Source organism: Sphingobacterium sp. 2149 (assembly GCF_031455655.1).
GTDB lineage: Bacteria > Bacteroidota > Bacteroidia > Sphingobacteriales > Sphingobacteriaceae > Sphingobacterium.
In genome coordinates, this window is the sequence record NZ_JAVDTD010000006.1 from 187,831 (window position 1) to 210,308 (window position 22,478).

Genomic DNA, 22,478 nt, shown 5'->3' on the forward strand with positions numbered 1-22,478 from the left:
AAGTAAAAGCTTTAAGTTCAAAAGAGGAGAAAAATAAATGATGAATTCAACTGGTCACTTTTAAATGCCATAGATCATTTTAAAGGGACATCGGGGTTGCTGTGCTTACTATCTTCGTGTCCATAAATGATAGATAACCTATGCTGAAATTAAATTTAGTACTATCACTGGCTGTATCACTTGCGACATGCTCTTCCTTCGCTCAGAAGCTTACGCTCCGAGACGCGGTGGAAAAAGGCATTGCAAATTATGGAATGATTAAGGCAAAGGAATATTATCTCCAGTCTTCCCTACAGACCAATGAACAAGTCAAACGCGACTTTTGGCCCAACCTGAACATCGTCGCTCAACAGGATTTTGGGACTATTAACGGACAAAATGGCCCGCTGTATGGATTTGGTGGACTTGGTGTGGCTTCGTCGGGAGTCGCCCTTCCGGAACAAAATTGGAATGCCGCATTTGGTGCTCTTTATCTAGCCAATGTCAATTGGGACATTTACACCTTTGGACGGAAAAAAGAACGTATCGAATTGGCTAAATCTGATGCTAAAAGACGACAAGCGGATCTCGGTCAGGAAAAGTTCCAGCATAAAATCAAGATTGCCGCAGCTTACCTCAATGTATTGGCCAGCCAACGATTAGAAAAAAATCAACAGATGAATCTGGAACGCGCACTGGTCTTTTTAAATATTGCTGCCACTAAAGTAAAAAACGGACTATTGCCCGGCGTAGATTCTACCCTCGCTTCGGCGGAAGTATCGCGTGCCAAAATCAGTCTCAATCAGGCCCGTGAAAATGTGAAGGAGCAAAACAATAAGTTGACCGTATTAATGGGGATTCCAGCCAAGGACCTGCAACTAGATACTGCCCTGGTGGAGAAAACACCTGTGCAGCGGACTCCTCTTTCCGACAATTTGATTGAAAACAATCCTTTGCTGCAATTTTATCAAAGCAACATTAAACTTGGCGAACAACAATTAAAACTATCCACCAAAGAGTATCTTCCTACGGTAAGCGCATTCGGTGTCTTTCAGACCAGGGGATCTGGTTTTAAGAGTGACTACATCACCGATTTACAAGCCTACAGCACAAATTATTGGCAAGGGGTTCGTCCTAGTCGGCAAAACTATCTTTTGGGATTGGGCATCAGCTGGAACCTGACTTCGATTGCGCGTATTAATAAAAAAATCAGTGCACAGCGCTTTACGAACGATGCCCTAAGAGAAGAATACCAAACTATAGAGGCCCAATTGACAGCACAGCTCGATGCCGCAGACGTAAAGATCCAACTGGCTCTGAAAAGTGATCTAGAAGCTCCCAGACAAGTCTCAGCGGCCAGACAGGCTTACCTCCAAAAAATGACAATGTATAAAAACGGGCTGGCGACACTTGTAGACGTTACGCAGACCTTTTATACATTAAATCGAGCCGAAACCGATCGTGAGATCGTCCACATTAATCTCTGGCAGTCACTGTTACTCAAAGCCGCAGCCGCGGGAGATTTTGATATTTTTAACAACGAACTATAAATAACATTACATGAATTTAATACGTTTTGCCTTACGCAAGCCGATAGCTGTCCTCGTACTCGTATTGGGACTTATTGTCTTTGGCATAGGTGCCGTTCGATCGATCAAGGTGGATATCCTGCCCAAAATGAATCTTCCGGTTATTTATATCGCCCATCCCTTTGGTGGCTATTCACCAGATCAGATGGAAGCTTATTTTGCCAAAAACTACGTCAATATTCTTCTTTTCGCCAATGGGGTCAAATCGATTGAGACCAAGAATATTCAAGGTCTGACGTTGATGAAAGTATCCTATTACGAAGACACCAACATGGCCCAGGCTGCTGCCGAGCTAAGTGCCCTTGCTAATCGGATCCAGGCTTCTTTTCCTCCGGGCTCACAACCGCCTTTCATTATCCGGTTTGACGCCTCGTCGCTTCCTGTAGGTCAGCTGGTGTTGAGCAGTAGCAAGCGTTCAAACAATGAACTCCAAGATCTGGCCAACGTCTACGTCCGAGCATCGTTTACGTCCATACCAGGATTATTATCCCCCCCACCCTTTGGTGGGAGTCCACGTACCATCGAGATCAACGTTGATCCCGATTTAATGCGCAGTCACCAGATAACACCCGATCAGGTTGTAGAAGTCTTAAAACTCAATAATCAAACAGCGCCCGCAGGAAACGTCCGCATTCAGGATAAAAACTATATTACGCCAACCAACAATACCATCAAAGATGTCAAAGATTTTGAAAAAATTCCATTGTTTAAAGGTGGCGTACAAAATCTTTATTTAGGTGATATTGCTACTGTAAAGGACGGAGCCGATGTTACTGCGGGCTACGCACTTGTCAACGGCAAACGATCCGTATATGTCAGCATTGCCAAAGCCAGCGATGCCTCAACCTGGGAGGTCGTGCAGAATTTAAAAGCAGCCTTACCAAAGATTCAGGAAAATTTACCCGACGACGTCAAACTATCCTATGAATTTGATCAATCCGTTTATGTCATCAACTCGGTAAAGAGCTTGATTACCGAAGGGGCGATCGGTGCGATTCTCACCGGGTTAATGGTCCTGTTATTTTTAGGAGATCGAAGAGCAGCCCTTATCGTCATCCTCACCATTCCGATATCCGTGATTTCGGGCGTACTCTTCCTCAAACTTTTCGGGCAGACCATCAACCTCATGTCCCTGAGTGGACTGGCCTTAGCCATAGGTATCCTGGTCGACGAAAGTACCGTAACGATAGAAAATATACACCAGCATCTGGACATGGGCAAACCCAAAGCCTTGGCGATCTGGGATGCCTGTAAGGAAATCGCTTTACCAAAATTATTGATTTTGCTCTGTATACTGGCCGTGTTTGCTCCGGCATTTACAATGACAGGAATTCCAGGGTCATTGTTTCTTCCCTTGGCATTGTCCATCGGATTTTCAATGATCATATCCTTTCTCCTTTCGCAGACATTCGTTCCCATCATGGCCAACTGGCTTATGAAAGATCATGCGCATAAAGCGCCACACGCGACCGAACCAGCGGGCTTAAATGCAGATGAAGCTCAATTTGCCGCAACTGGACTAACCGTGGCATCCGAACAGGACACCCTGGATCAGAAGAAACTCCTGGTTGAGCGAGAAGACTTTAACAACGATGGGAAGGTGAGTATTTTTGAACGGTTCAGAAACAGATTCATGAAAATGATTGATCGCCTTTTCAAAAGGAAAAAGACCATTACTGTAGTTTATCTTCTTGGCGCCATTAGTCTCGTTGGCATTTTACTTTCCACAATCGGCCAGGATGTATTTCCGAGGGTCAACTCGGGACAGTTCCAAATGCGTCTTCGCGCAGCGGAAGGCACACGGATCGAACGCACCGAAGAGAAAGCAAAATTGGCACTGGCCGAACTCGAAAAGCTGGTTGGGAAAGATCATATCAGTATATCATCTGTTTACATCGGGCAACATCCGGGGCAATTTTCCGTTTCGCCAATCTATCTTTTTATGGCTGGTCCACATGAAGCTGTTTTCCAGATTGCACTGAAAGACTACCATCACGATATGGATAGTTTCCGTGATGAATACCGCAAGCGGCTTCAGGCTGCATTGCCAGATGTACAAGTATCTTTTGAACCGATCGAACTTACCGATAAAGTGTTAAGTCAGGGATCGCCCACACCAATTGAAGTTCGGATTGCAGGAAAAAACAAAAAAAACAACGAGAAGTACGCAGATAAATTGATTGCACAATTAAAAACAATCCCTTACTTTAGAGATGTGCAACTGGCACAATCCATCAAATATCCTTCGTACGACATTAAGATAGACCGAATCAGGGCCGCACAATTGGGCGTCGACCTGAGTGAAGTGACACGATCGCTCATCGCTTCCACTTCTTCTTCACGCTATACGGAAAAGAATACCTGGATCGATGAAAAAGCCGGGCTTTCCTACAACGTCCAGGTTCAGGTTCCTATCGATAAAATGAAAGATGAGAAAGAAATCGGTGAAATCCCTTTATTGAAAAATTCAGCGCGTCCTATTCTGAGCGACGTTGCGACGATCACACCGTCTTTTACTTATGGCGAGAACGACAACTTAGGGGCAATGCCTTACGTATCTGTTACTGCAAATATTGACCATACTGATTTAAAAACAGCATCTAAAGATGTACAACGTAGCATCAAAGCCCTTGGTGATCTTCCCCGGGGACTGTCTATGGAACAGATAGGTCTCGGAAAAGTCTTGTCAGAGACCATGAGTAGCCTCGAATCTGGGCTCGCCGTAGCCATTATCGTCATATTTTTGATGTTATCGGCTAATTTTCAATCGTTCAAAGTTTCTATGGTCGTGCTCACCACTGTACCTGCCGTTGTGCTGGGCTCATTGATTCTGCTGTTGTTGACAGGCTCGACCCTCAACTTACAATCCTACATGGGGATCATCATGTCGGTGGGTGTATCCATAGCGAACGCCGTTCTGCTCATCACCAATGCCGAGCAAATACGTCGGCATAACGGCGATGCGCTGGCTGCAGCCCGTGAGGCAGCCTCCTTACGGCTTCGGCCTATTATCATGACCAGTTTGGCCATGATTGTAGGTATGCTACCTATGGCCATTGGTCATGGCGAAGGTGGCGAGCAGGTTTCACCACTCGGCAGGGCCGTCATTGGAGGCTTATTGTTTTCGACTTTTGCCGTACTCGTCATCTTACCGCTCATATTTGCCTGGGCGCAAGAAAAAAGCAGCACAAAATCGATCTCATTAGATCCTGAAGACAAAGACAGCAAGCACTATATTGCCGCATTAAAACCTTTATCGTAAAAGCAGTATCATCTATAAAATATGAAAAATAATTTGTTCAAAATAGTAGCTATCGCCGGTCTGATCGCATCCTTAGCCGGATGTCATTCGGCAGGTGAGGAAAATGCAAAAAAAGAAAGTCCCGAAGCTGCAGCTCCGGCAATGGAGACCTTTGTACCCTTAAAACAGAAATTAACAAATAAAATGCAGATTCCTGGAGAAATCAGCGGGTTTCAGCAGGTGGAGATTTATGCCAAGGTGAGCAGTTATGTCAAGAGCTTGAATGTAGACATCGGAAGTAAAGTGCATGCCGGTCAGCTATTAGCTGTATTGGAGGCTCCCGAATTAAGTTCACAACTGTCAGCAGCAAAATCGCGTTTCAAATCCCAGGAGGCCATCTATATGGCGACCAAAAGCACTTACGACAGGCTCTTTGAAACCAGTAAAGTCGAGGGAACTGTGGCGAGATTGGATCTAGAGGTGGCCGAAGCAAAGAAGAATGCCGACTTTGCACAATATCAAGCCGCTAAATCCGCCTACGCAGAAGTTCAAAATCTATTGAATTATTTAGAAATCAGGGCGCCCTTTGACGGTGTAATCGCTACAAGAAATGTCAATCAGGGTGCTTACGTCGGACCTGCTGGCCGTGGCTCGGAGATGCCGATCATGACCATTCAACAACAACGTAAGCTCAGACTAGCTGTAGCGGTACCAGAGCAATACTCCGGTTTTTTAGTGGAAAGCCAATCTTTGCAATTTACGGTCAAATCATTGCCCGGACAAACCTTCTCCGGTAAGATTGCACGTAAATCGGGTACCTTAGACAGCAGGTTAAGGGCTGAACGAGTAGAAATTGACATTATCAATACGGACAACAAACTATTGCCGGGCATGGTCGCCGAGGTCGAATTGCCTTTAACCTCCAAAGACAGTACTTTCGTTGTACCGAAATCCGCCGTATTTACCTCGGGAGAAGGAAGTTTTGTGATCGCTGTAGTCGGTAGCAAAACACAACGTCTCCCGGTCCAGAAAGGGCGCAGCGTAGATGGTCAGATCGAAATTTTTGGTGACTTGAAGGAGGGCGTTACACTGGTCAGCAAAGCAGATGAAGAGATTACAGATGGTACCCCGGTCAAATAAGATGCTTATGAAATTGAAGTTACCATAACTAACAAAAACCGAACCCGATTGAGACGGGTTCGGTTCTTAAAATTTCTTAAATTCCCATACATTGCCTTTCTTATTGATCAGTCTAGCTATCCTTGTTAAGCTTGGATTGCTATTGCCCTTCTTTGGGGTCAATTGCGGCAGCCACTGCGGTGAGCGCCAAAGCTCCCCCAACAATCATCGCTCCTTGTCCTTTTTTCTCTTTAACAGCCATCACATCCCCACGCTTATTATATAATTCAATAATATTGTTAAGCGCTACGGCTCCCGTCTGCCAAAGCTGGGCAGCATAAAATCTTTGCTCCGTCGTTTTAGCGACCGCTTTACCATCTTCCAAAATAGAATAACTTAGATAGCTCCTTAAGCTGTAAGGTGATGCAGCACCTTCAAATCGAGCAAGTTTTACCGCATAACTCTCCCCATTCATATCATACATATACACTTTCTCTTTTGGAGATGATCGTACAATGGTTTTCACATCATTTTTAAAATCAAAATAATGCCCATCTACATAGGCATGTGGCGGGATAAGTACCACATCTTTAGGCAAACTTACCGATCCCGTAATATAACCATTAACCCATGCGTCGTTGAATAACGTTGTATTCCGAGTATCTATATTGGAAACAGAGGCGTTCACCTTTCCGTCAAAATCGGCTTTTTCGGCGGAATAGCCTACCGCTTTACCGTTAATAATCAAGGCCGAACTTTTAAGATCCCATAAGATCGGCTTATCAATTTTGTTTTCTATCCGCAGATAAATTCTACCATCCCCGTCGGCAAAGGAATAATCGATTTGCAGCGTATCATTATTAAAAGAAAATGTTCCTTTGTCTTCATCTTTTTTTACATTCTCGCCGTTGAATGTCATGAGGTAGTTAGAAGAACAGGCTGAAAGAAAAACAGCACAATAAATTGGCATGAGCATTTTAAATACTTTTCGCATAACATCAGGATATTTTAGTGCAACTATTAACGGTAATAGAATCGTTGTTCAACAAGATAAAGATTATTCTAAAGAATACAGTGAAATAATATAAAAAAAATGTGACTATTTCTCTCTTAAAAGGGCATTGATCTGTATTTATAGGGGTGCTATTGTTTTGTGCACAAATTGACACTTAAACTATACCAACTGGTAAACTAACAAGGTATTTACAGGGGGTTAACAGGGGGTTAGCAGGGGGTTAACAGGGGTATATCCCTGTTAACCCCCTGCTATACCCCTGTTGTCTTAGTGTTATATCACGGTTAATGTAGGCCTTGGTATAGCTTTGGTATTAAGTAAATAATAGGGTGCTTTTTGTATCACTTAGAAATCATGGGATTTTAAGGATCGATAGGGCCTTTTTTAACACGAAAGCAAAAGCTATATTTACAGAAACCTAAACCAACGCTAATGAAACAGAAATTTATTGACAGAAAAGATCAGCAAGCTCATAAAGTATTCGAAAGACGAACTTTATGCTCCGATTACAGAACTCTACTTCCAATACTGTCTCCTGGAATGAAAATATTGGATGTAGGCTGCGGTACAGGTACACTGACCAATGAGGTTGCGGCACATATCGGTGACGGGACAATAATCGGTCTGGATAACACTGCTGATTTTATAGACAGTGGAAAGGAGCTGTATGCTAGCACTAGAAATTTAAGTCTTGTCTGCTGTAATATTTTTGATTACCAGCCGCCGCATGAGTTTGACTTGATTATTACAGCGCGCACCATGCAGTGGTTAAGCGATATTCCTAAAGCACTGGATTTTTTCAAATCCTGGCTAAAGCCTGCTGGGCAAATTTCTATTTTAGATTACAACCATACCACGATCGAGTGGAATCCTGCTCCACCAGAGAGCATGCTTGAATTTTATCGTACTTTCCTTAGATGGCGAGAAGATGCAGGCATGAATAATCGGGTTGCCGATACAATAGCCGCACTTCTACAAGAAGCAGGGTTCAAAGCAATTGAGGTGATCAATGCTGATCAAGTTTATAAAAGAGGCGAAGACAATTTTGAAGTAAACTTAGCCATCTGGAACAAAGTGGCCCAATCGAGACAAATGGTCATCGAAGGTTATATTACAGACGAACTTCGCTTGCAGGCTATGGAGGAATATACAAGATGGATAGAAACAGAAGCGACATGCATGACACTTAAAATGAATGATGTGAGGGCTTATGTATAAACTCCGTCTATTTATTATCGTGTGGCTAACGGCGTTCGGACTCGCCTTAAAAGCCCAGCTTAGGGATACACTGATCAATTTGGGAAAGCATAATCTCCATTTTACTCTAATGAAAGGGAAAGGAATCCCTATAGTCTTTGAGTCCGGAGCGGGAAATGACGGTTCTGTTTGGCGAAGCTTATTGGAACCACTTTCCAACAAACTGGGCGCTCCTTTGATTACCTACGACCGGGCGGGCTTTGGGAAAAGTGAAATTGACACGGTGAACATTAGCCTAGCAAATGAAGTCAAGGATCTCAAAACTGCATTGCAGCGATTGGGGTACCGAGATCGGTACTTCTTCGTCGCCCATTCTTTTGGTGGTAATTATACGATGAAATTTATAACAACCAATCCAGGTCAGGTTGTTGGAACAGTAATGATCGATATTGTATCCCCTTATTTCATGACAATGGGGCGATCCAAATCATTGAAGAGGGAATATGCAAGTGAGCTTGATAACATCAAGAAAGAAAGCTTAGGGTTCTATCACCTCGTTTTAAACTACGAAGCGTCCACAGCTCTTTTACATGAGGTTGCAGATAAAATCAATGTACCGACGACCATCATTGGCTCCGGAAAATCACCTTTTGAAGAACCCGACCGGAGTTTATTTATTGCTGCCCTTAAAAAATTTGCCGATCAAAAAAGCAACCGCAGTTACCTTTTGGCTCAACATGCGGAGCATCATGTCTTTTACGATGAACCGAATCTGGTCATTGATGAAATCGTCAGATTATATCAGCAGACCGCAGTTAAGTAACGAGAAAGTCTATCCTCACCACGGATTTTATTTGTAGATTAGCAAGGCTATACAGCACTCACAACAACTTATCTTACGGATCATTTTCAACAGGATATCCCAACGAAGTGCTATGGATCATGGAGTATGGTCCCACAAATTTATTTTTAAAACGACACAACAAAAAAAATGGAAATCACTATTATTCAGCTAGGTGACGAAAACATTGCTGAAGTTAAAGGTTCAGGCGTCTTTATACATAATCTCGATGATGGTCTACAGATTATGGTCGACTGTGGCGCGCAAGAAGCATACAAAGCAATTATTTATCAGGAGAACATCACAGACGATTTTTTCGAACTTAAAACAAAACTTGCCGGTGAAATCCTTCAAAAATATACTCAATACGGCTTTGACATTGCCATCGTTGGCGATTTCTCCAGATACAACAGCAAAAGTTTAAACGATTTTATCTACGAAAGCAATAAATCAAAAAAAATCAATTTTGCAGGTACGCGTGAAGAAGCTATAACCAGATTTTCAAAAAGTTAAGCCATGAAGATTGACTCAGAAAGATTATTGATTCGGCCCATCATGCCGGAAGACAGTCGGGCAGTATTCGGTTACCGTTCGGATAAAGAAACCAATAAATACCAAGGCTGGATTCCAAGTTCTTTGGCAGAAGTCGATGAATTTATAGCAAAAAACCCAAACACCTTCAATCTTCCAGAGTCCTGGTTTCAGCTCGTTATGACCGACAAAATAGCAAACGCTGTAATCGGAGATATCGGTGTGCATTTTTTTGGCAATGAAAATCTGCAGGTCGAACTGGGCTGTACGATAAAAAAGGAATTCCAGCAACAAGGTTACGCCAAAGAAGGCCTGAAAGTGGTCATGCAAGCACTCTTTAGTCAGTACAATAAACACCGGATCATTGCCTCAGTAGCGCCGGAAAACAAGGTTTCCATTCAGCTTTTAACAAGTCTCGGGTTCCGAAAGGAAGCTCATTTTGTAAAAAGCTATTTCCATAACGGTCAATGGGAAGATGATGTGGTATTTGCTATCCTCGCCGAAGAATGGAGTACCGCACTGTGATTTGCCAAAAAGCGCATTATAATGCGGTATGTTTGAGCCAATCTTCATAGGAAAGCACCCCTAATTCGGGTCTACCCTCTCCTTCCAAAACTGCAATAAACTCCAATTGATTGCCATCCGGATCATTAAAGTAAATGGCCAATGCCGGCATCCATGCAAAGACCATCGGTGCTTCGATCCCATCTTTTAAAAAATTATAAGGGGTCAGGTCACGAGTTTTCAGATAGTCCACGGCGTAATTCAGTATATCTTCTTTATCCGCTCTAAAAGCAAAATGTCTCGGCTGAAAATTTGTTTCTTCCTGCCATAAGCCTAACATATTGTCTTTTCCGGGGCCAATCCATAGGAAAACAATGGGACGCGTCGGATCGCGATGTGCCACACGTAATCCCAATACCTCTGTATAAAATGCGACAGATTTAGTTAAATCCCGCACTTGAATATGGGTTTCATATAAACCTTGTATCATAAGTTATATCATTTTAAATTATTCGCATTCATGTGTAGTTGTCTCGCGATGTCAATATAAGATCGGATGGGTATGAAGCATGCCGTGTACTTATATTGGCCGTAACTTTCGCCTTTCGTAACCGCAATTTAACTCAATTGCAAAACTAAAACCAGTAAAAAAGCTAAATAAGACAGAAAGATGATGATTTATGATCTCACAATTTGATTTAAGGGAAAACAACCTTATCTTGTAACTAAACACATTAAGCTATGTCTGATACCCTTCTCTTTCAAAAATATGTGTCTGGTGATTTCACCGACTTCCACGACTTGGTGAAGGAGGATGATGTCATGAAATATATTACTGGCAAAGGCTTGTCCAACGCGCAGGCGCGAAAAAAATTCGAGTCGATTCTCGAACTCAACCAAGATCCGGATTTAGGTTATTTCAAAGTAATTGAAGCAGATACGCAAAAACTTTTAGGGGACTGTAAGCTCGTTAACTACAAAAAAGATGCAACCGTATTTGAAATAGGCTATTTGCTCCGCAAGGAACACTGGGGCAAAGGTTTAGGGACGCAGATTTGTAAGTCAATGCTCGCACTAGCGACAGCATTGGATCCAAATAAGGATGTCATCGGCATTATTGATCCCGATAACACCGCTTCGAAACGCCTGTTAAGCAAATTCGGATTCAAGAGTTTTTTCGTCGGGATCGAAGAGGCTATTGCGACCGAAAAACTGATCCTTAAACGAACCGCAGCCAAATAAACAAAGCCCATTCGTTTATTAGAAACAATCTTCTCAGCCCATGCCCGAGTCAAACAAAAAATCCATGAAGCTTAAGGTAAAAACAAACTGTAACGCACACGAAAGCCTTCAGGATACCTTATCATTCTTTGGCGTAAATTGTCATCGCCCCTATTACATTTCTTCTGGCAATCCGATTTTTGAATACCCCAGTAATGCTTTTCGTATCGACTTTTATGCGATCTGTATCTGTACCGAAGGGGATATCAATATTGAAATCGATAATCAGGAATACCATTTCTCAAAGCATAAGATTCTCGTATCCGCACCGACAACAATTATCCGATTTTCAAAGGTCAGTCCTAACTTTAGAATGAAGCTTATTTTCTTTGATAAAGCATTTCTTCTTAAACATATTGTCAATCCATTTTTTATTGAGCAACTGGGATTTTTTAAGAATTCGACCTTTACAATCGTTAATGCTAAAGATAATCTTGTCGACAAATTAATAAAATTAATAGATTACCTTAAGGATGTTACTTTACGGACGACACGTTTTACAGCAGACATCATTCGGACAATCATCTTTAATTTATTATTGGAAATCGCCGACGAATTGGCTACCGAACACCAAATTCCTGCAGACAGTACCCAAGAAACAAATCATCTGTTCTATAAGTTTACGAACTTAGTTCAACGCTATGGAAGTCGATACAAAGAAGTACAGTATTATGCCGATAAGTTGTTTATTTCAAACAAATACCTTATTCATGTTGTAAAGAGAGCCTCTGGTAAAACGCCGCATGAAATTATTGACGAGTATGTACTTAAAGAAGCCTATGTGCTGCTGGGGAACCCCGAAAAAACAATTTCACAAATTTCGTATGAAATCGGCTTCCATTCCATTTCGGCATTCGGTCGCTTTTTCAAAAAATACTCCACTTTATCGCCATCTGAATACCGAAAGCAACAAAATATGTAGGAATCGGAAATTCGGTAGAACAATAGCGAATTTGAGGGCACAAATGTTTCAGACGGTATCGGTAACTTTAGTCAAGGATTAAAAACCATACGTATCATGAAAGAAAACACCTCCAAATTCGACAACGTATTGAATGCATCTGCCGAATATAGAAACGTTAATCATGAACCTGATTCGAGCAAAGAGGTTCAACGTAATACACCAAAGAAATCGATGCCTTTTTCTGATCAGATCGGTAATTATCAGCGCAATAAAGGCATTCCCCCAAAATCATATAAAGACAGTAAAATCTACATCGTCGGAAGTGGTATCGCAGGGATGTCCGCGGCTTATTATTTTATCCGCGATGGACATGTTCCTGCGGAGAACATCACCTTTCTTGAACAGCTCCATGTGGAAGGTGGCTCGTTAGATGGTGCCGGTAATGCAGCCGATGGTTATATCATCCGCGGTGGCAGGGAAATGGATATGACCTATGAAAATCTTTGGGACATGTTTCAGGATATCCCTGCATTGGAGATGCCTGCCCCGTACAGTGTTTTGGACGAGTACCGTTTGATCAATGATAATGATCCCAATTACTCGAAAGCCAGGCTCATTCATAAACTGGGTGAAATAAAAGATTTCAGTAAATTTGAATTGAGCAAAATGGATCAGCTGGCCATCATTCGCCTGCTGCTCAAAAATAAAGAAGACTTAGATGACTTAACCATCGAAGACTACTTCAGCGAATCATTTTTATCCAGCAATTTCTGGACCTTCTGGCGTACCATGTTCGCTTTCGAAAACTGGCATAGTTTACTTGAGCTGAAATTGTACATGCATCGTTTTTTACATGCGATCGATGGACTGAACGACCTTTCGTCATTGGTATTCCCTAAATACAATCAATACGATACTTTTGTAACCCCATTGCGCAAAGTACTCCAAAGCAAAGGCGTAAACATTCAGTTTAATGTGCTGGTCAAAGACCTCGATATCCAAAGCAATACCGAAGGAAAAGTCGTAGAGGCGCTTATCACAGAACAAGATGGTAAAGCGGTGAAAATTCCAATTGGAAAAGACGATTTCGTCATTGTTACCACCGGATCAATGACCGAAGACACCTTTTATGGAGATAACAAAAACGCACCGATCATTGGTATAGACAATAGCAGCAGCGGTCAAAGCGCAGGCTGGAAGCTCTGGAAAAACCTTGCCGCCAAATCAGCTATATTTGGTAGGCCCGAAAAATTTTGCAGTAACATCGAAAAATCAGCCTGGGAGTCTGCAACGCTGACTTGTAAGCCTTCGGCTTTGGTTGAAAAACTCAAAGAATATTCGGTCAATGACCCCTATTCGGGCAAAACAGTTACTGGCGGTATTATCACCATTACTGATTCCAACTGGTTGGTGAGTTTCACTTGTAATAGGCAGCCTCACTTTCCAGCTCAGCCAGACGATGTCCTTGTCTTGTGGGTATATGCCTTATTTATGGATAAAGAAGGAAATTACATTAAAAAGCCAATGCCCCAATGTACGGGAGATGAAATTCTAGCCGAGTTATGTTACCATCTAGGCATTATTGAGCGACTGGACGATGTCATCACAAATACCATTGTGCGTACGGCGTTTATGCCCTACATTACGTCTATGTTTATGCCTAGAGCGAAGGGTGACCGTCCGAGAGTGGTACCAGAAGGATGTAAAAATCTAGGTTTAGTAGGCCAGTTTGTCGAAACTAATAACGATGTGGTCTTTACCATGGAAAGCTCGGTACGTACTGCACGGATTGCCGTATATGAACTTTTAAATCTAAATAAACAGGTTCCAGATATCAATCCCCTTCAATACGACATCCGTCATCTCTTAAAAGCGGCCAAAACGTTAAATGACGACAAACCATTTGTAGGAGAAGGTTTACTGCGTAAACTTTTGAAAGGCACTTACTTTGAACATATCCTACCGCTTGGTTCCGCGGACGAGGAAGAGCAGGAATCCTTTCTCACAGAACAGATCAGCAAATTCAAAGATTGGTTAAAAGGAATTAAAGGATAAGGATCACAGCATGCGCCATGGTTTCGCGGCGTATGTTTTTACGAATTGAAAAAAAATAATAACATCATGGACTTTAAAAATATTACGATAGCAGGCAGCGGAGTTTTAGGTTATCAAATTGCTTTCCAAGCTGCTTTTCATGGCTACGATGTCACCGTTTATGATATCAACGATGAGGTACTTGACAAAGCGAAAGCTAAATTTGATCTTATGGCGAAGGCCTTCGCACATGATCTTCATGCCAGTCAAGAACAATTGGCTTCAACCTTCGACAGACTCAGTTACGATTCAAACCTCACTTCGGCAGTAGCGAACGCAGATTTTCTGATCGAAGCAATTCCCGAAAATCCGGCGATTAAAATTAGTTTCTATAACGAGCTGGCAAAGGTCGCTCCTGTAAAAACCATTTTTGCGACAAACTCCTCAACGCTGCTACCAAGTCAGTTTGCTGAGGAGACCGGCCGCCCCAAACAGTTCTTGGCCTTACACTTTGCCAATGAGATCTGGAAGCACAATACAGCAGAAATTATGGGCCATCCAGGCACAGACAAAACCGTATTTGAGCAGGTGGTCAACTTTGCAAAATCCATTGGCATGGTTGCCCTGCCACTGCATAAGGAGCAGCCTGGCTATATTGTAAACTCCTTACTTGTCCCATTACTTTCGGCGGCAACGGATCTTTTGGTCAACGAGATAGCTGATGCCGAAACGATAGACAAAACTTGGATGGTCGCCACTGGAGCCCCAACAGGTCCTTTCGGTATACTGGATATCGTCGGTATTACGACAGCTTATAACATCAATAAAATAAACGCTGAGGCTACCAATGACCCCGTAAAAATCAAAACTGTGGCCTTTCTCAAAGAACATTTTATAGACAAGAACAAACTAGGCGTCGCTACCGGTGAAGGATTCTATACCTATCCCAATCCAGCCTATCAATCGCCAGACTTTTTGAAGTAGTTGACTGGCTTTCAAAAGAACGCGACTTCAATAAACAGCTGGTGCATGATATTGCAAGGTAACGGATAAATAAGACTTGTTGCACAGCACATAAAAAAGGCCTTTCAAATCGTGATTTGAAAGGCCTTTCTCGATGGTATAATAATAGATTATCCGTATAAGGAATCTTCTATTGCATTCCACAGCTGGATTCTTTTTTGTAGCGCAATTTTACTAATCTCTTTCATTTCGGCCCATTTAACCTCATCGTCCTTCGCAAGATCTGTTATCATCTGCATGGCCAATGGACCGTGTTCGTCGCCATCTAAATCAATATGCCGTTGAAAATAATAAATAAAACTGTCTAAATTGGCTGTAGGGAAATTCCCTTTAATTTCTTCCAAAATAGACGTAAACATTCCGGGGATGAGGTCTTCACGTCCAAAGGTAAATGCCGCCGCAATTTTATGCACTTCACCCTCAGCTATTACTTCGAATGTAAAATTCAGAAAATCTTTGATTCGCTTGTCCAATGTTGTCAATGCTATAGCATCGAATATATTATCCGATTTTTTGGCATTGGCAATAAATTTATTGATCAAATGGAGGTCGGCTCCCATAGCAGACATTGCGTCGAGATACATCTCAAAATGGCTTAATCGACGTCCATCGATATATTCATCCGACTCCTCTGCCAATACAATTTCATTAATCAAATAGCGCGTTGAAGGATGTTCACTGGCGAACCATGGAAGTGTGGTACAGGTTAATTTGATCTGTAAAGCTTTTAATAAAGACATAAAATCCCATACAGCATACACATGCCCTTCGGTAAAAGAACGTAAATTTTTGATCGTTTTGATTTTACGGTATAAAGGGTGTTGCAATAATACTTCGCGTTCGGTAGCAATGTATTCGTTAATTTCCGCAATTCTATTCATGCCGCAAAAGTATTGTGTTCTCTCTGCTTTTTAAAGTATTTTCGATGAGATTACAGTAACATGATAAATTTCCCAATCAGCTAACCGCTTTATACCCAAATCAAAGTCAAAGCGACCAGCTTGTTTTGCTGCTGTTTTCGATTATCAGCGTTTAATAGCAGTAAAGACAAAAAAAATTTTATTATAAAAAATAATCTACTATATTTGTAGAGTATTCAGAATTGCATGATGCAATACCAACCGAGTGAAGGCACCGCGGTGGTAAATTAATACGGGTTTCGACCAAAATAAACGTTACACAACGGTTATTTTCCCAAAGTAATCTGGATACAGTTTATGGTTTAATCCTTTAAATTTTTAAATTGTATGGCTACAACAACAAATCTTTACCAACACTTACTGGAAAAATTCAGTTATTATTCAACAGATGAACTGATCCAGCTCAACAACGACACCATTTTAGGACAAGGCTGGGGATCATCGAAAGCTACCTTCAGAACAGCTTTGATCAGTACATTCTCCAAAAGGGGGCTTGATCTTTCTAATATTATTTCCAAGGAAGACGGCTTTACGTCGGTGAAGCAGGTGCCTGTCCGTCTGGAACAAAATGTTTTGATTCCTTTACAGTAAAGCCCTATAAACTCAAAAAGAGTAGGCCTAGCCTACTCTTTTGTCAATGAGTGGTGATATCTTAATGTATGATTGAGCGAATGGGCTGTTTGCCGAGCGTCGTCTTTGTAGGACGAGAGATCGTCGCAATTTTGAATTTCTGCCACATCCACTTTCTTTCTTACTTTGCTGATGACCTGATTTAATTCCGATTTCCAGTTGCCTGGATCGCCAAAATCGTCCATCCAATTTTTGTTGATAAACTTTTTGTAGTTCAAAAGCAAAATATACAATTCCTCACCACTACCGGCGCGATTGATTGACGTGCGCCAGTTCTCTAATTTTTCTTTAAAACTCATAACCAGCAATATATAAAAAAAATACGACTTGACCAAATATTCCCGATTTTTACCTTGCGTATTGACCAAGATCTGACAGGTCAACCCTCTATTTGTCGGGGTTGATAGAAATTCATAAAAACTGTTATCTTTATTCACTGCAGCCTGAGCGTTTAAACGGCTGCAATTTAGTTGAATACATGAGTATGCGATATTTTGATTTTGAAAACAGTAAATACGGCTTTCCCTTAGCGATGGATGCCCATCGGTTTGAGGACAATACCGACCTGATTTTTGAAGCCGAACCACACACCATCAACTTTTTTGAGATCATGTTTTTTGAACAGGGAAGCGGGGTGGCATATACCAATGAAAAACGTATTGATCTATGCCCAGGAACCATTTTATTCGCTTTTCCCAATCAGATCAAGCAATATGAATTTGATAAAAATAGCGTCAAAGGATTCCATTTAATCTTCAAACCTGAGTTTTTGGAATCGTTCTTTCAGGATAAGACACTTGTATATAAACTACCCTATTTTTACAACTATTCATTTGCGCCCTATATTGTCGCAGCAACTCATGATTTCGAGGTATTTAAAATCCTGCTCTCCGAAATTGTTTTTGAAATCGGGACATTTCGATCCGATAGCCTCAACATGACCCGATCGTTTCTTGCGAGTATCTTGCTCCGCCTGGACCGGCGATTTCGTGCATTTCACCATATCGCTAATGACAGTTGCAACAATAATTTACTCACCAGATTCAAAATGCTCATGGAGGAGCACGTCAATTCCAACCTCAACTGCAATCAATACGCGGACTTACTGAAAATACACCGAAATGAACTGAATCGTCAAATTAAAGCTTACACAGGCCACAGTCCAATCAACCTAATCCAACACCGAAAAATACAGGAGATTAAACAGCGGCTTCTGCTAGACGAGCAGTCTATCGCACAAATTGCCGTTGAACTTCATTTTAGTGACCCTAATAATCTTTCCCGATTTTTTAAAAAGATGACCGGCTGTTCTCCTTCTACCTACAAGCAGAACATGCAAAATGATAGTTTTTCATAAACTTGTGATAGCTATTCAATAAAGCAAGGGGCTTAACTTTGTGTAGATCGTCGTTCAATTCGTGAGGTGGCGGTCTCCATTTTAAGATTCATCAGCTGGATACGCGTATGTTATCGCGCTACACACTTGAAAAAATATGCTAAAACTACTACTACTCTCTTGTTCACTTTACGGACTGTTTACTTCATCTTACCGTATTACCGGCCGTTTGGTTGACCATCAGTACAATCCCGTTGGATATTTTATTATTGAAACCTTTGTGTCCAATAAGGAAAGGGAACCCTTGGCCTTATTAAGTCGGGATACCGTTAGAAATAGCAATGGCGAATTTAAGATCAAGGTGTTAAAAAAGGGGAGCTATCTTCTAAAGATAGCCGTTCCGGATTACACCGATTATTCACTTTTTACCACCGTACAGGATTCAACCTACTCTTTTCCTGAAATACATTTGCAGCCAACAAAATAAGTGTTACCTATTCAACCTTGTATCCCATAGACCGCATTTTTGCGATCGCATTTGCCTTCTCTAGGGTGATTGGTCGTATTCGCTTAAGGTATCCTAAGGGCTTACTAGCCCCCTTGTTTGCCTATTCTTTGCCGACTGATTGCTATTTAGTTACCATTTTAGCAGAGAAACAGCGAAAAAACACCAATCAAACAGCGAAAAAACACCAATCAAACAGCAGAGAAACGGCAAAGAAACAGCAAGGAATAAGCAGAGAAAGAGCAAACCAATGCCAAGCTAATCTCCTAGCAGGAGCGAAGAAGTGCCAAAGAATAGGCAAAGAAATACCAAAGAACGCAGGAAAAAACACTGCGTATTATCTGCAAAAAATCAATCGACAACTAAACTTTTACCTTATATTGCGGTCTCATTAACACGTACACAAACAAGAATTCTTCTATTTTAGTCCAAACGCGATATGATACTAGCTATTTCCTTCAAAACCATGCTCGCCCTTCTTCTGCTTGGCTCTGCCAGCGATGTCTATGTTGATAATAGCAAATACGAAAATAGCAGTGCCTATATCCATCAAGACCAGTTGGGAGACGGCTATGCCAAAATTGGCGGTCGTATTTACTATCGTGGTAAAGAAATTGTCAATGCCAATGCCGGTTCTTTTCAGTTTTTAGGTTCGGGTTACGCCAAGGATACCTGGAAGGTATATTTTCGAGGGTCAATTCTAACTGATGCCAGCCCATCTACTTTCCAATTTCTTGGCGACGGTTATGCTAGTGATGCCTGGAGAGTTTATTTTTATGGCAAGCCATTGTTGGACGCAACAACTTCCACCTTCAAGACACTGGGAAATGGTTACAGCAAAGACGCGTGGAAAGTCTACTATTTAGGCAAGGAAATTAATGGAGCAAACGCTTCGAGCTTTGAGAATCTCGGTCGGGGATATGCGAAAGATCATTGGAACAGCTATTATAGGGGCGAAAAGAACGAGAGCTTTGCTGGTCCTACCACACAGCCTCTTGGCGGTCAATATTCCAAGGACAATTGGTCTGTTTTTTATAAAAATCAGAAAGTGGAAGGGGCTTCTGCTTCAACGTTTGAATACCTTGATGATGGCTATGCCAAAGACGCCTGGAATCTTTTTTACCGTGGAATTAAAGTCGAGGGCGGCAGCCCCAACTCGTTCAAATCAATCGGAAATGGCTATGCCGTAGACCCCTGGGCAGTTTACTATCAGGGAATAAAAGTTAACGGCGCTTCGGCATCCACCTTTAAAGCACTTGGGGGAGGGTATGCAAAAGACTCCTGGACGGTTTTCTATCGCGGCCAGGAGTTGAAGGGGGCGAGTGCTTCCACCTTTGAATATTTGGATAACGGCTATGCCGGGGATGCATGGAGCAAGTTTTATAGAGGGAAAAAATTGGATTGATCTACTCGATAATAATGTTGATCCCGACCATTTTAGCTTTGTATTTAATTTTTTCAATAAGACCGTAGTAGCCCCAGTTGCGCAACAGAAATTTATCGCCTTTGGCAATTTCCTCCTTATTGGATTGGTTGACCAACAAGAGGGTACCTGCCTGTGCTTTCACACAAAGTTCAATTAACCGGCGGCTATAGAGATGGAGCTTGGTGTCTACATAATTTTTCTCCTTTTCGTTGAAGTGCTCCAAGCTTTTCATTTTCCGCTTACGACCACGCCCACCTTTATCAAATGCGGCAGCTTTTTGCAAGCGATGCCGTGCTGCTTGGATGGCCATACGTCGGTAAGTAAACTCTTCTTTATTACCGATCTGAAAGGACTCCTTTCCGATGGTGACTGCTATGGGATGTTCGATTGAAAGCGACGCTTCGGCGATAATGTTATCTTTCAATTCTTGGATTTTCTTTGGGAGCTCGAGGGCCAACAGCAAAAAGATTTTACCTTTGACGATTTTGATTGCGCTACTACAGACTTTGATTTGTCCGACCAATGCACGTTGTAGCAGCACTCGTTTATCCGACCGGTCTTTACCGAGGTAGGTGCGAAACGGTATTTTGAATAATGTGAATTTAAAATCTCTAGCATTCTCATCTTTACTCAAGTTAATTCGTCTTCCAGGAAAGGGAATGGGCATATCCTTTTTGTAATTGCGAAGTGATTTTTCACCCTTCCAATAGGAGAGACGATCTGCCTGAAAATATTTGATTAAAGCCGTGTTTATCTGTGATAGAATATCCGTAGGAATTCGTCCCTTAAAATAATTAGATAGCACGCGGTAAGTAGTGTTCATGCGTGAAGTATTCAATACACCTTCGGGATCCTTTGCCTTATCGGCCAGTTTAATTTTAACATCATCTTGCAAATAAATCAGGTCTTTCAGATTTTCCTGCACATATTGGTGGGTGATGACCATATTAGCGGCACGGAATACGAGATCCTGCCATTCAAAGAGTTTTTTAAAATATTCCGACCGTTTTTCTTTATCGTCACAATCCACGAACACCTGTATTTTCCGGGTCAACACCATTGTATCAGCTGCCATATTGCTTTTATTTTTTTTATGCTATTTTTTTTGATTTAATTTTTGCGTGCGCATTAATAAACAACGTCCTTACCTGTCCCCCATCCAGCTGCAATGCTTCCGAAATTTTGTCGAAGGAATATTGCAATTCGTAGCGCATGCGAAATACTTCAGCTTCCTCTTCGGTCATTTCACCATTTAACTTAAATTCGACCGGCTTGGCTACAAGCTGCATTTTCTCTTCACTATGGACGATGGCACGTAGGTATTCGATTGCATTTTCAATTTGTAGACTAACCTCATAATCTGATATGTTTCCCATATAGTACGCGATACGTTCATAGTTAAAACTATATTTGAGACAGAGACGAATAAAGAGTTGTTGATCGCGGTTGAGGTTTGGAAGAATAGCATTAAGCTGATCCATTCTCTTTTTCTTTTCCGATTCCAGTTGCTCGATATAGAGCACATCGTCTTCGTTTTCCTCTTCCAGTTCATAGCCGAGCATAAACTCCTGATAATCCTCTATGCTATCGAGCCGCAGTAAGCTTCGCTGAAATTTATTTTTTGATTTTTTGTAAAAAGCCTGAACCGCGGCTTTCACCTGAACTTTCAGAAAGTTGAAGATTTCAGTTTCGGAATGTACATTTTCTCTGAACAGCCAAAGGCGTAGAAAGGCTTCTTGGGCAATACTTTCGCCTGTACATTCGTCATCTGTTGCGCGGTGTGCACGAAAAAGGAAATGTTTATAGAATTTTTGGTAGAAGAATTTAAGCCCCCTTTCTTCCCCTTGGCGGAGGTTTCCCAATGCGCGTATGGTCTCTTGTTTTCGTAAAAGTAGTTTCATAATTCGTCCTTTCTTGGTTAAAGCGAAAATCACTTACCGCAGCTCCGGCGGAATTTGACGGATTTTATGGAAACCGAAGCTGGGTAAGTGTAAATTGTTATCTGGTTATAAAACTTATTTGTATTGAATGGAAGATAATGTCGTTACGCGGTCCAGTTGTATATACCCTTTATTTTAGATCATTAACATCCTCAACGAAAAGTTTGCCTAAATTTATGGTGATTGTCCATACCCTATATTTTTTAAATCGTCAACATCTGCGATCTATGATAAATGGGCAAATAAGATGTTGTGTAAACCCTGCATTTTGAGATCGTTAACATCCTATGTTATCAATCGGATTATTAATGTACCGTTGTATATAACCTACCTTTTGAGATCGTTAACATCCTACCACATATTATAGTAATAATAATCAAGAACATAGCACAGGATGTAACCCAACATTTTCTTAAAAAGGGCATTTAGTGAGTCACTATTGCGCTCACCCTACGGCATAACA

The 22,478-nt window shown here is 41.7% G+C and carries 21 protein-coding genes and 1 riboswitch; of the genes, 15 read left to right on the plus strand and 6 right to left on the minus strand.

The features are described 5' to 3' along the window. Positions 1 to 140 precede the first annotated feature (140 nt). Genes J2X77_RS10630 through J2X77_RS10640 form a run of 3 tightly spaced genes read left to right on the plus strand, consistent with a single transcriptional unit; the run spans position 141 to position 5,949 of the window. Positions 141 to 1,529 (plus strand): TolC family protein, encoded by a 1,389-nt coding sequence (locus J2X77_RS10630; protein WP_209577939.1) that lies wholly within the window; start codon positions 141 to 143, stop codon positions 1,527 to 1,529. 10 nt (positions 1,530 to 1,539) lie between these two features. Further along, positions 1,540 to 4,830: an efflux RND transporter permease subunit gene (locus J2X77_RS10635; RefSeq protein WP_209577938.1), complete on the plus strand. Its 3,291-nt coding sequence runs from the start codon at positions 1,540 to 1,542 to the stop codon at positions 4,828 to 4,830. 21 nt (positions 4,831 to 4,851) lie between these two features. Continuing rightward, on the plus strand, positions 4,852 to 5,949 hold the full coding sequence (locus tag J2X77_RS10640) for an efflux RND transporter periplasmic adaptor subunit (protein WP_209577937.1): 1,098 nt from the start codon (positions 4,852 to 4,854) through the stop codon (positions 5,947 to 5,949). A 139-nt stretch (positions 5,950 to 6,088) separates the two neighbouring features. Here J2X77_RS10640 and J2X77_RS10645 read toward each other — a convergent pair whose 3' ends face one another. Next, a complete protein-coding gene (locus J2X77_RS10645) occupies positions 6,089 to 6,922 on the minus strand; it encodes a hypothetical protein (RefSeq protein ID WP_209577936.1) in 834 nt (277 codons plus the stop codon). A 453-nt stretch (positions 6,923 to 7,375) separates the two neighbouring features. On the opposite strand from J2X77_RS10645, the gene J2X77_RS10650 reads away from it, so the two are divergent. From J2X77_RS10650 to J2X77_RS10665, 4 genes are all read left to right on the plus strand, one after another. Then, entirely contained in the window at positions 7,376 to 8,161 is a 786-nt protein-coding gene (locus J2X77_RS10650; protein ID WP_209577935.1) for a methyltransferase domain-containing protein, read from the plus strand. Further along, the gene (locus J2X77_RS10655) at positions 8,154 to 8,963 is read left to right on the plus strand and encodes an alpha/beta fold hydrolase (protein ID WP_209577934.1); all 810 of its coding nucleotides are present in this window, start codon (positions 8,154 to 8,156) and stop codon (positions 8,961 to 8,963) included. The genes J2X77_RS10650 and J2X77_RS10655 overlap by 8 nt, the downstream gene beginning before the upstream one ends. 168 nt (positions 8,964 to 9,131) lie before the next feature. Further along, entirely contained in the window at positions 9,132 to 9,494 is a 363-nt protein-coding gene (locus J2X77_RS10660) for a DUF4180 domain-containing protein (RefSeq protein ID WP_209577933.1), read from the plus strand. Positions 9,495 to 9,497: 3 nt separating this feature from the next. Beyond that, positions 9,498 to 10,037: a GNAT family N-acetyltransferase gene (locus tag J2X77_RS10665; RefSeq protein ID WP_209577932.1), complete on the plus strand. Its 540-nt coding sequence runs from the start codon at positions 9,498 to 9,500 to the stop codon at positions 10,035 to 10,037. Positions 10,038 to 10,053: 16 nt separating this feature from the next. Here the strand turns inward: J2X77_RS10665 and J2X77_RS10670 are convergent, their stop codons facing one another. After that, a complete protein-coding gene (locus J2X77_RS10670; RefSeq protein WP_209577931.1) occupies positions 10,054 to 10,506 on the minus strand; it encodes a VOC family protein in 453 nt (150 codons plus the stop codon). Positions 10,507 to 10,757: 251 nt separating this feature from the next. On the opposite strand from J2X77_RS10670, the gene J2X77_RS10675 reads away from it, so the two are divergent. From J2X77_RS10675 to J2X77_RS10690, 4 genes are all read left to right on the plus strand, one after another. Then, entirely contained in the window at positions 10,758 to 11,258 is a 501-nt protein-coding gene (locus J2X77_RS10675) for a GNAT family N-acetyltransferase (RefSeq protein WP_209577930.1), read from the plus strand. Positions 11,259 to 11,322: 64 nt separating this feature from the next. After that, the gene (locus J2X77_RS10680) at positions 11,323 to 12,219 is read left to right on the plus strand and encodes an AraC family transcriptional regulator (RefSeq protein WP_209577929.1); all 897 of its coding nucleotides are present in this window, start codon (positions 11,323 to 11,325) and stop codon (positions 12,217 to 12,219) included. Between the two features lie 96 nt (positions 12,220 to 12,315). Further along, the gene (locus tag J2X77_RS10685; protein ID WP_209577928.1) at positions 12,316 to 14,256 is read left to right on the plus strand and encodes an oleate hydratase; all 1,941 of its coding nucleotides are present in this window, start codon (positions 12,316 to 12,318) and stop codon (positions 14,254 to 14,256) included. Between the two features lie 66 nt (positions 14,257 to 14,322). Next, positions 14,323 to 15,219 carry a 3-hydroxyacyl-CoA dehydrogenase gene (locus J2X77_RS10690; RefSeq protein WP_209577927.1) on the plus strand — a complete coding sequence of 299 codons (897 nt, stop codon included), beginning with the start codon at positions 14,323 to 14,325 and terminating at the stop codon, positions 15,217 to 15,219. Positions 15,220 to 15,368: 149 nt separating this feature from the next. On the opposite strand, the gene J2X77_RS10695 is transcribed toward J2X77_RS10690, so the two are convergent. After that, positions 15,369 to 16,139 carry a DUF3050 domain-containing protein gene (locus J2X77_RS10695; RefSeq protein ID WP_209577926.1) on the minus strand — a complete coding sequence of 257 codons (771 nt, stop codon included), beginning with the start codon at positions 16,137 to 16,139 and terminating at the stop codon, positions 15,369 to 15,371. A 206-nt stretch (positions 16,140 to 16,345) separates the two neighbouring features. Further along, a riboswitch (SAM-I-IV-variant riboswitch) is annotated at positions 16,346 to 16,439 on the plus strand. A 66-nt stretch (positions 16,440 to 16,505) separates the two neighbouring features. Between J2X77_RS10695 and J2X77_RS10700 the strand changes: the two genes are divergently transcribed. Beyond that, positions 16,506 to 16,769, plus strand: a complete 264-nt coding sequence (locus J2X77_RS10700; protein ID WP_121125014.1) for a 5-oxoprolinase — start codon at positions 16,506 to 16,508, stop codon at positions 16,767 to 16,769. A 32-nt stretch (positions 16,770 to 16,801) separates the two neighbouring features. On the opposite strand, the gene J2X77_RS10705 is transcribed toward J2X77_RS10700, so the two are convergent. Continuing rightward, positions 16,802 to 17,245 carry a hypothetical protein gene (locus tag J2X77_RS10705; RefSeq protein WP_310080697.1) on the minus strand — a complete coding sequence of 148 codons (444 nt, stop codon included), beginning with the start codon at positions 17,243 to 17,245 and terminating at the stop codon, positions 16,802 to 16,804. 47 nt (positions 17,246 to 17,292) lie between these two features. On the opposite strand from J2X77_RS10705, the gene J2X77_RS10710 reads away from it, so the two are divergent. The 3 genes from J2X77_RS10710 (at position 17,293) to J2X77_RS10720 (ending at position 20,054) form a co-directional block, all read left to right on the plus strand. Further along, a complete protein-coding gene (locus J2X77_RS10710; protein ID WP_209577924.1) occupies positions 17,293 to 18,165 on the plus strand; it encodes an AraC family transcriptional regulator in 873 nt (290 codons plus the stop codon). 136 nt (positions 18,166 to 18,301) lie between these two features. Continuing rightward, entirely contained in the window at positions 18,302 to 18,631 is a 330-nt protein-coding gene (locus tag J2X77_RS10715; RefSeq protein ID WP_209577923.1) for a hypothetical protein, read from the plus strand. Between the two features lie 457 nt (positions 18,632 to 19,088). Beyond that, positions 19,089 to 20,054, plus strand: coding sequence for a DKNYY domain-containing protein (locus J2X77_RS10720; protein ID WP_209577922.1), 966 nt, complete (start codon positions 19,089 to 19,091; stop codon positions 20,052 to 20,054). Position 20,055: 1 nt separating this feature from the next. Here the strand turns inward: J2X77_RS10720 and J2X77_RS10725 are convergent, their stop codons facing one another. Both J2X77_RS10725 and J2X77_RS10730 read right to left on the minus strand, forming a co-directional pair. Further along, complete coding sequence (locus J2X77_RS10725) at positions 20,056 to 21,150, minus strand: hypothetical protein (RefSeq protein ID WP_209577921.1); 1,095 nt, start codon at positions 21,148 to 21,150, stop codon at positions 20,056 to 20,058. 16 nt (positions 21,151 to 21,166) lie between these two features. Beyond that, positions 21,167 to 21,976 carry a hypothetical protein gene (locus tag J2X77_RS10730; RefSeq protein WP_209577920.1) on the minus strand — a complete coding sequence of 270 codons (810 nt, stop codon included), beginning with the start codon at positions 21,974 to 21,976 and terminating at the stop codon, positions 21,167 to 21,169. Positions 21,977 to 22,478: the final 502 nt, after the last annotated feature.

Bases quoted from the DNA above. Each gene is read 5' to 3' on its own strand.
- J2X77_RS10630 (WP_209577939.1), top strand. From the start codon at position 141: ATGCTGAAATTAAATTTAGTACTATCACTGGCTGTATCACTTGCGACA.
- J2X77_RS10635 (WP_209577938.1), top strand. From the start codon at position 1,540: ATGAATTTAATACGTTTTGCCTTACGCAAGCCGATAGCTGTCCTCGTA.
- J2X77_RS10640 (WP_209577937.1), top strand. From the start codon at position 4,852: ATGAAAAATAATTTGTTCAAAATAGTAGCTATCGCCGGTCTGATCGCA.
- J2X77_RS10645 (WP_209577936.1), bottom strand. From the start codon at position 6,922: ATGCGAAAAGTATTTAAAATGCTCATGCCAATTTATTGTGCTGTTTTT.
- J2X77_RS10650 (WP_209577935.1), top strand. From the start codon at position 7,376: ATGAAACAGAAATTTATTGACAGAAAAGATCAGCAAGCTCATAAAGTA.
- J2X77_RS10655 (WP_209577934.1), top strand. From the start codon at position 8,154: ATGTATAAACTCCGTCTATTTATTATCGTGTGGCTAACGGCGTTCGGA.
- J2X77_RS10660 (WP_209577933.1), top strand. From the start codon at position 9,132: ATGGAAATCACTATTATTCAGCTAGGTGACGAAAACATTGCTGAAGTT.
- J2X77_RS10665 (WP_209577932.1), top strand. From the start codon at position 9,498: ATGAAGATTGACTCAGAAAGATTATTGATTCGGCCCATCATGCCGGAA.
- J2X77_RS10670 (WP_209577931.1), bottom strand. From the start codon at position 10,506: ATGATACAAGGTTTATATGAAACCCATATTCAAGTGCGGGATTTAACT.
- J2X77_RS10675 (WP_209577930.1), top strand. From the start codon at position 10,758: ATGTCTGATACCCTTCTCTTTCAAAAATATGTGTCTGGTGATTTCACC.
- J2X77_RS10680 (WP_209577929.1), top strand. From the start codon at position 11,323: ATGAAGCTTAAGGTAAAAACAAACTGTAACGCACACGAAAGCCTTCAG.
- J2X77_RS10685 (WP_209577928.1), top strand. From the start codon at position 12,316: ATGAAAGAAAACACCTCCAAATTCGACAACGTATTGAATGCATCTGCC.
- J2X77_RS10690 (WP_209577927.1), top strand. From the start codon at position 14,323: ATGGACTTTAAAAATATTACGATAGCAGGCAGCGGAGTTTTAGGTTAT.
- J2X77_RS10695 (WP_209577926.1), bottom strand. From the start codon at position 16,139: ATGAATAGAATTGCGGAAATTAACGAATACATTGCTACCGAACGCGAA.
- J2X77_RS10700 (WP_121125014.1), top strand. From the start codon at position 16,506: ATGGCTACAACAACAAATCTTTACCAACACTTACTGGAAAAATTCAGT.
- J2X77_RS10710 (WP_209577924.1), top strand. From the start codon at position 17,293: ATGCGATATTTTGATTTTGAAAACAGTAAATACGGCTTTCCCTTAGCG.
- J2X77_RS10715 (WP_209577923.1), top strand. From the start codon at position 18,302: ATGCTAAAACTACTACTACTCTCTTGTTCACTTTACGGACTGTTTACT.
- J2X77_RS10720 (WP_209577922.1), top strand. From the start codon at position 19,089: ATGATACTAGCTATTTCCTTCAAAACCATGCTCGCCCTTCTTCTGCTT.
- J2X77_RS10725 (WP_209577921.1), bottom strand. From the start codon at position 21,150: ATGGCAGCTGATACAATGGTGTTGACCCGGAAAATACAGGTGTTCGTG.
- J2X77_RS10730 (WP_209577920.1), bottom strand. From the start codon at position 21,976: ATGAAACTACTTTTACGAAAACAAGAGACCATACGCGCATTGGGAAAC.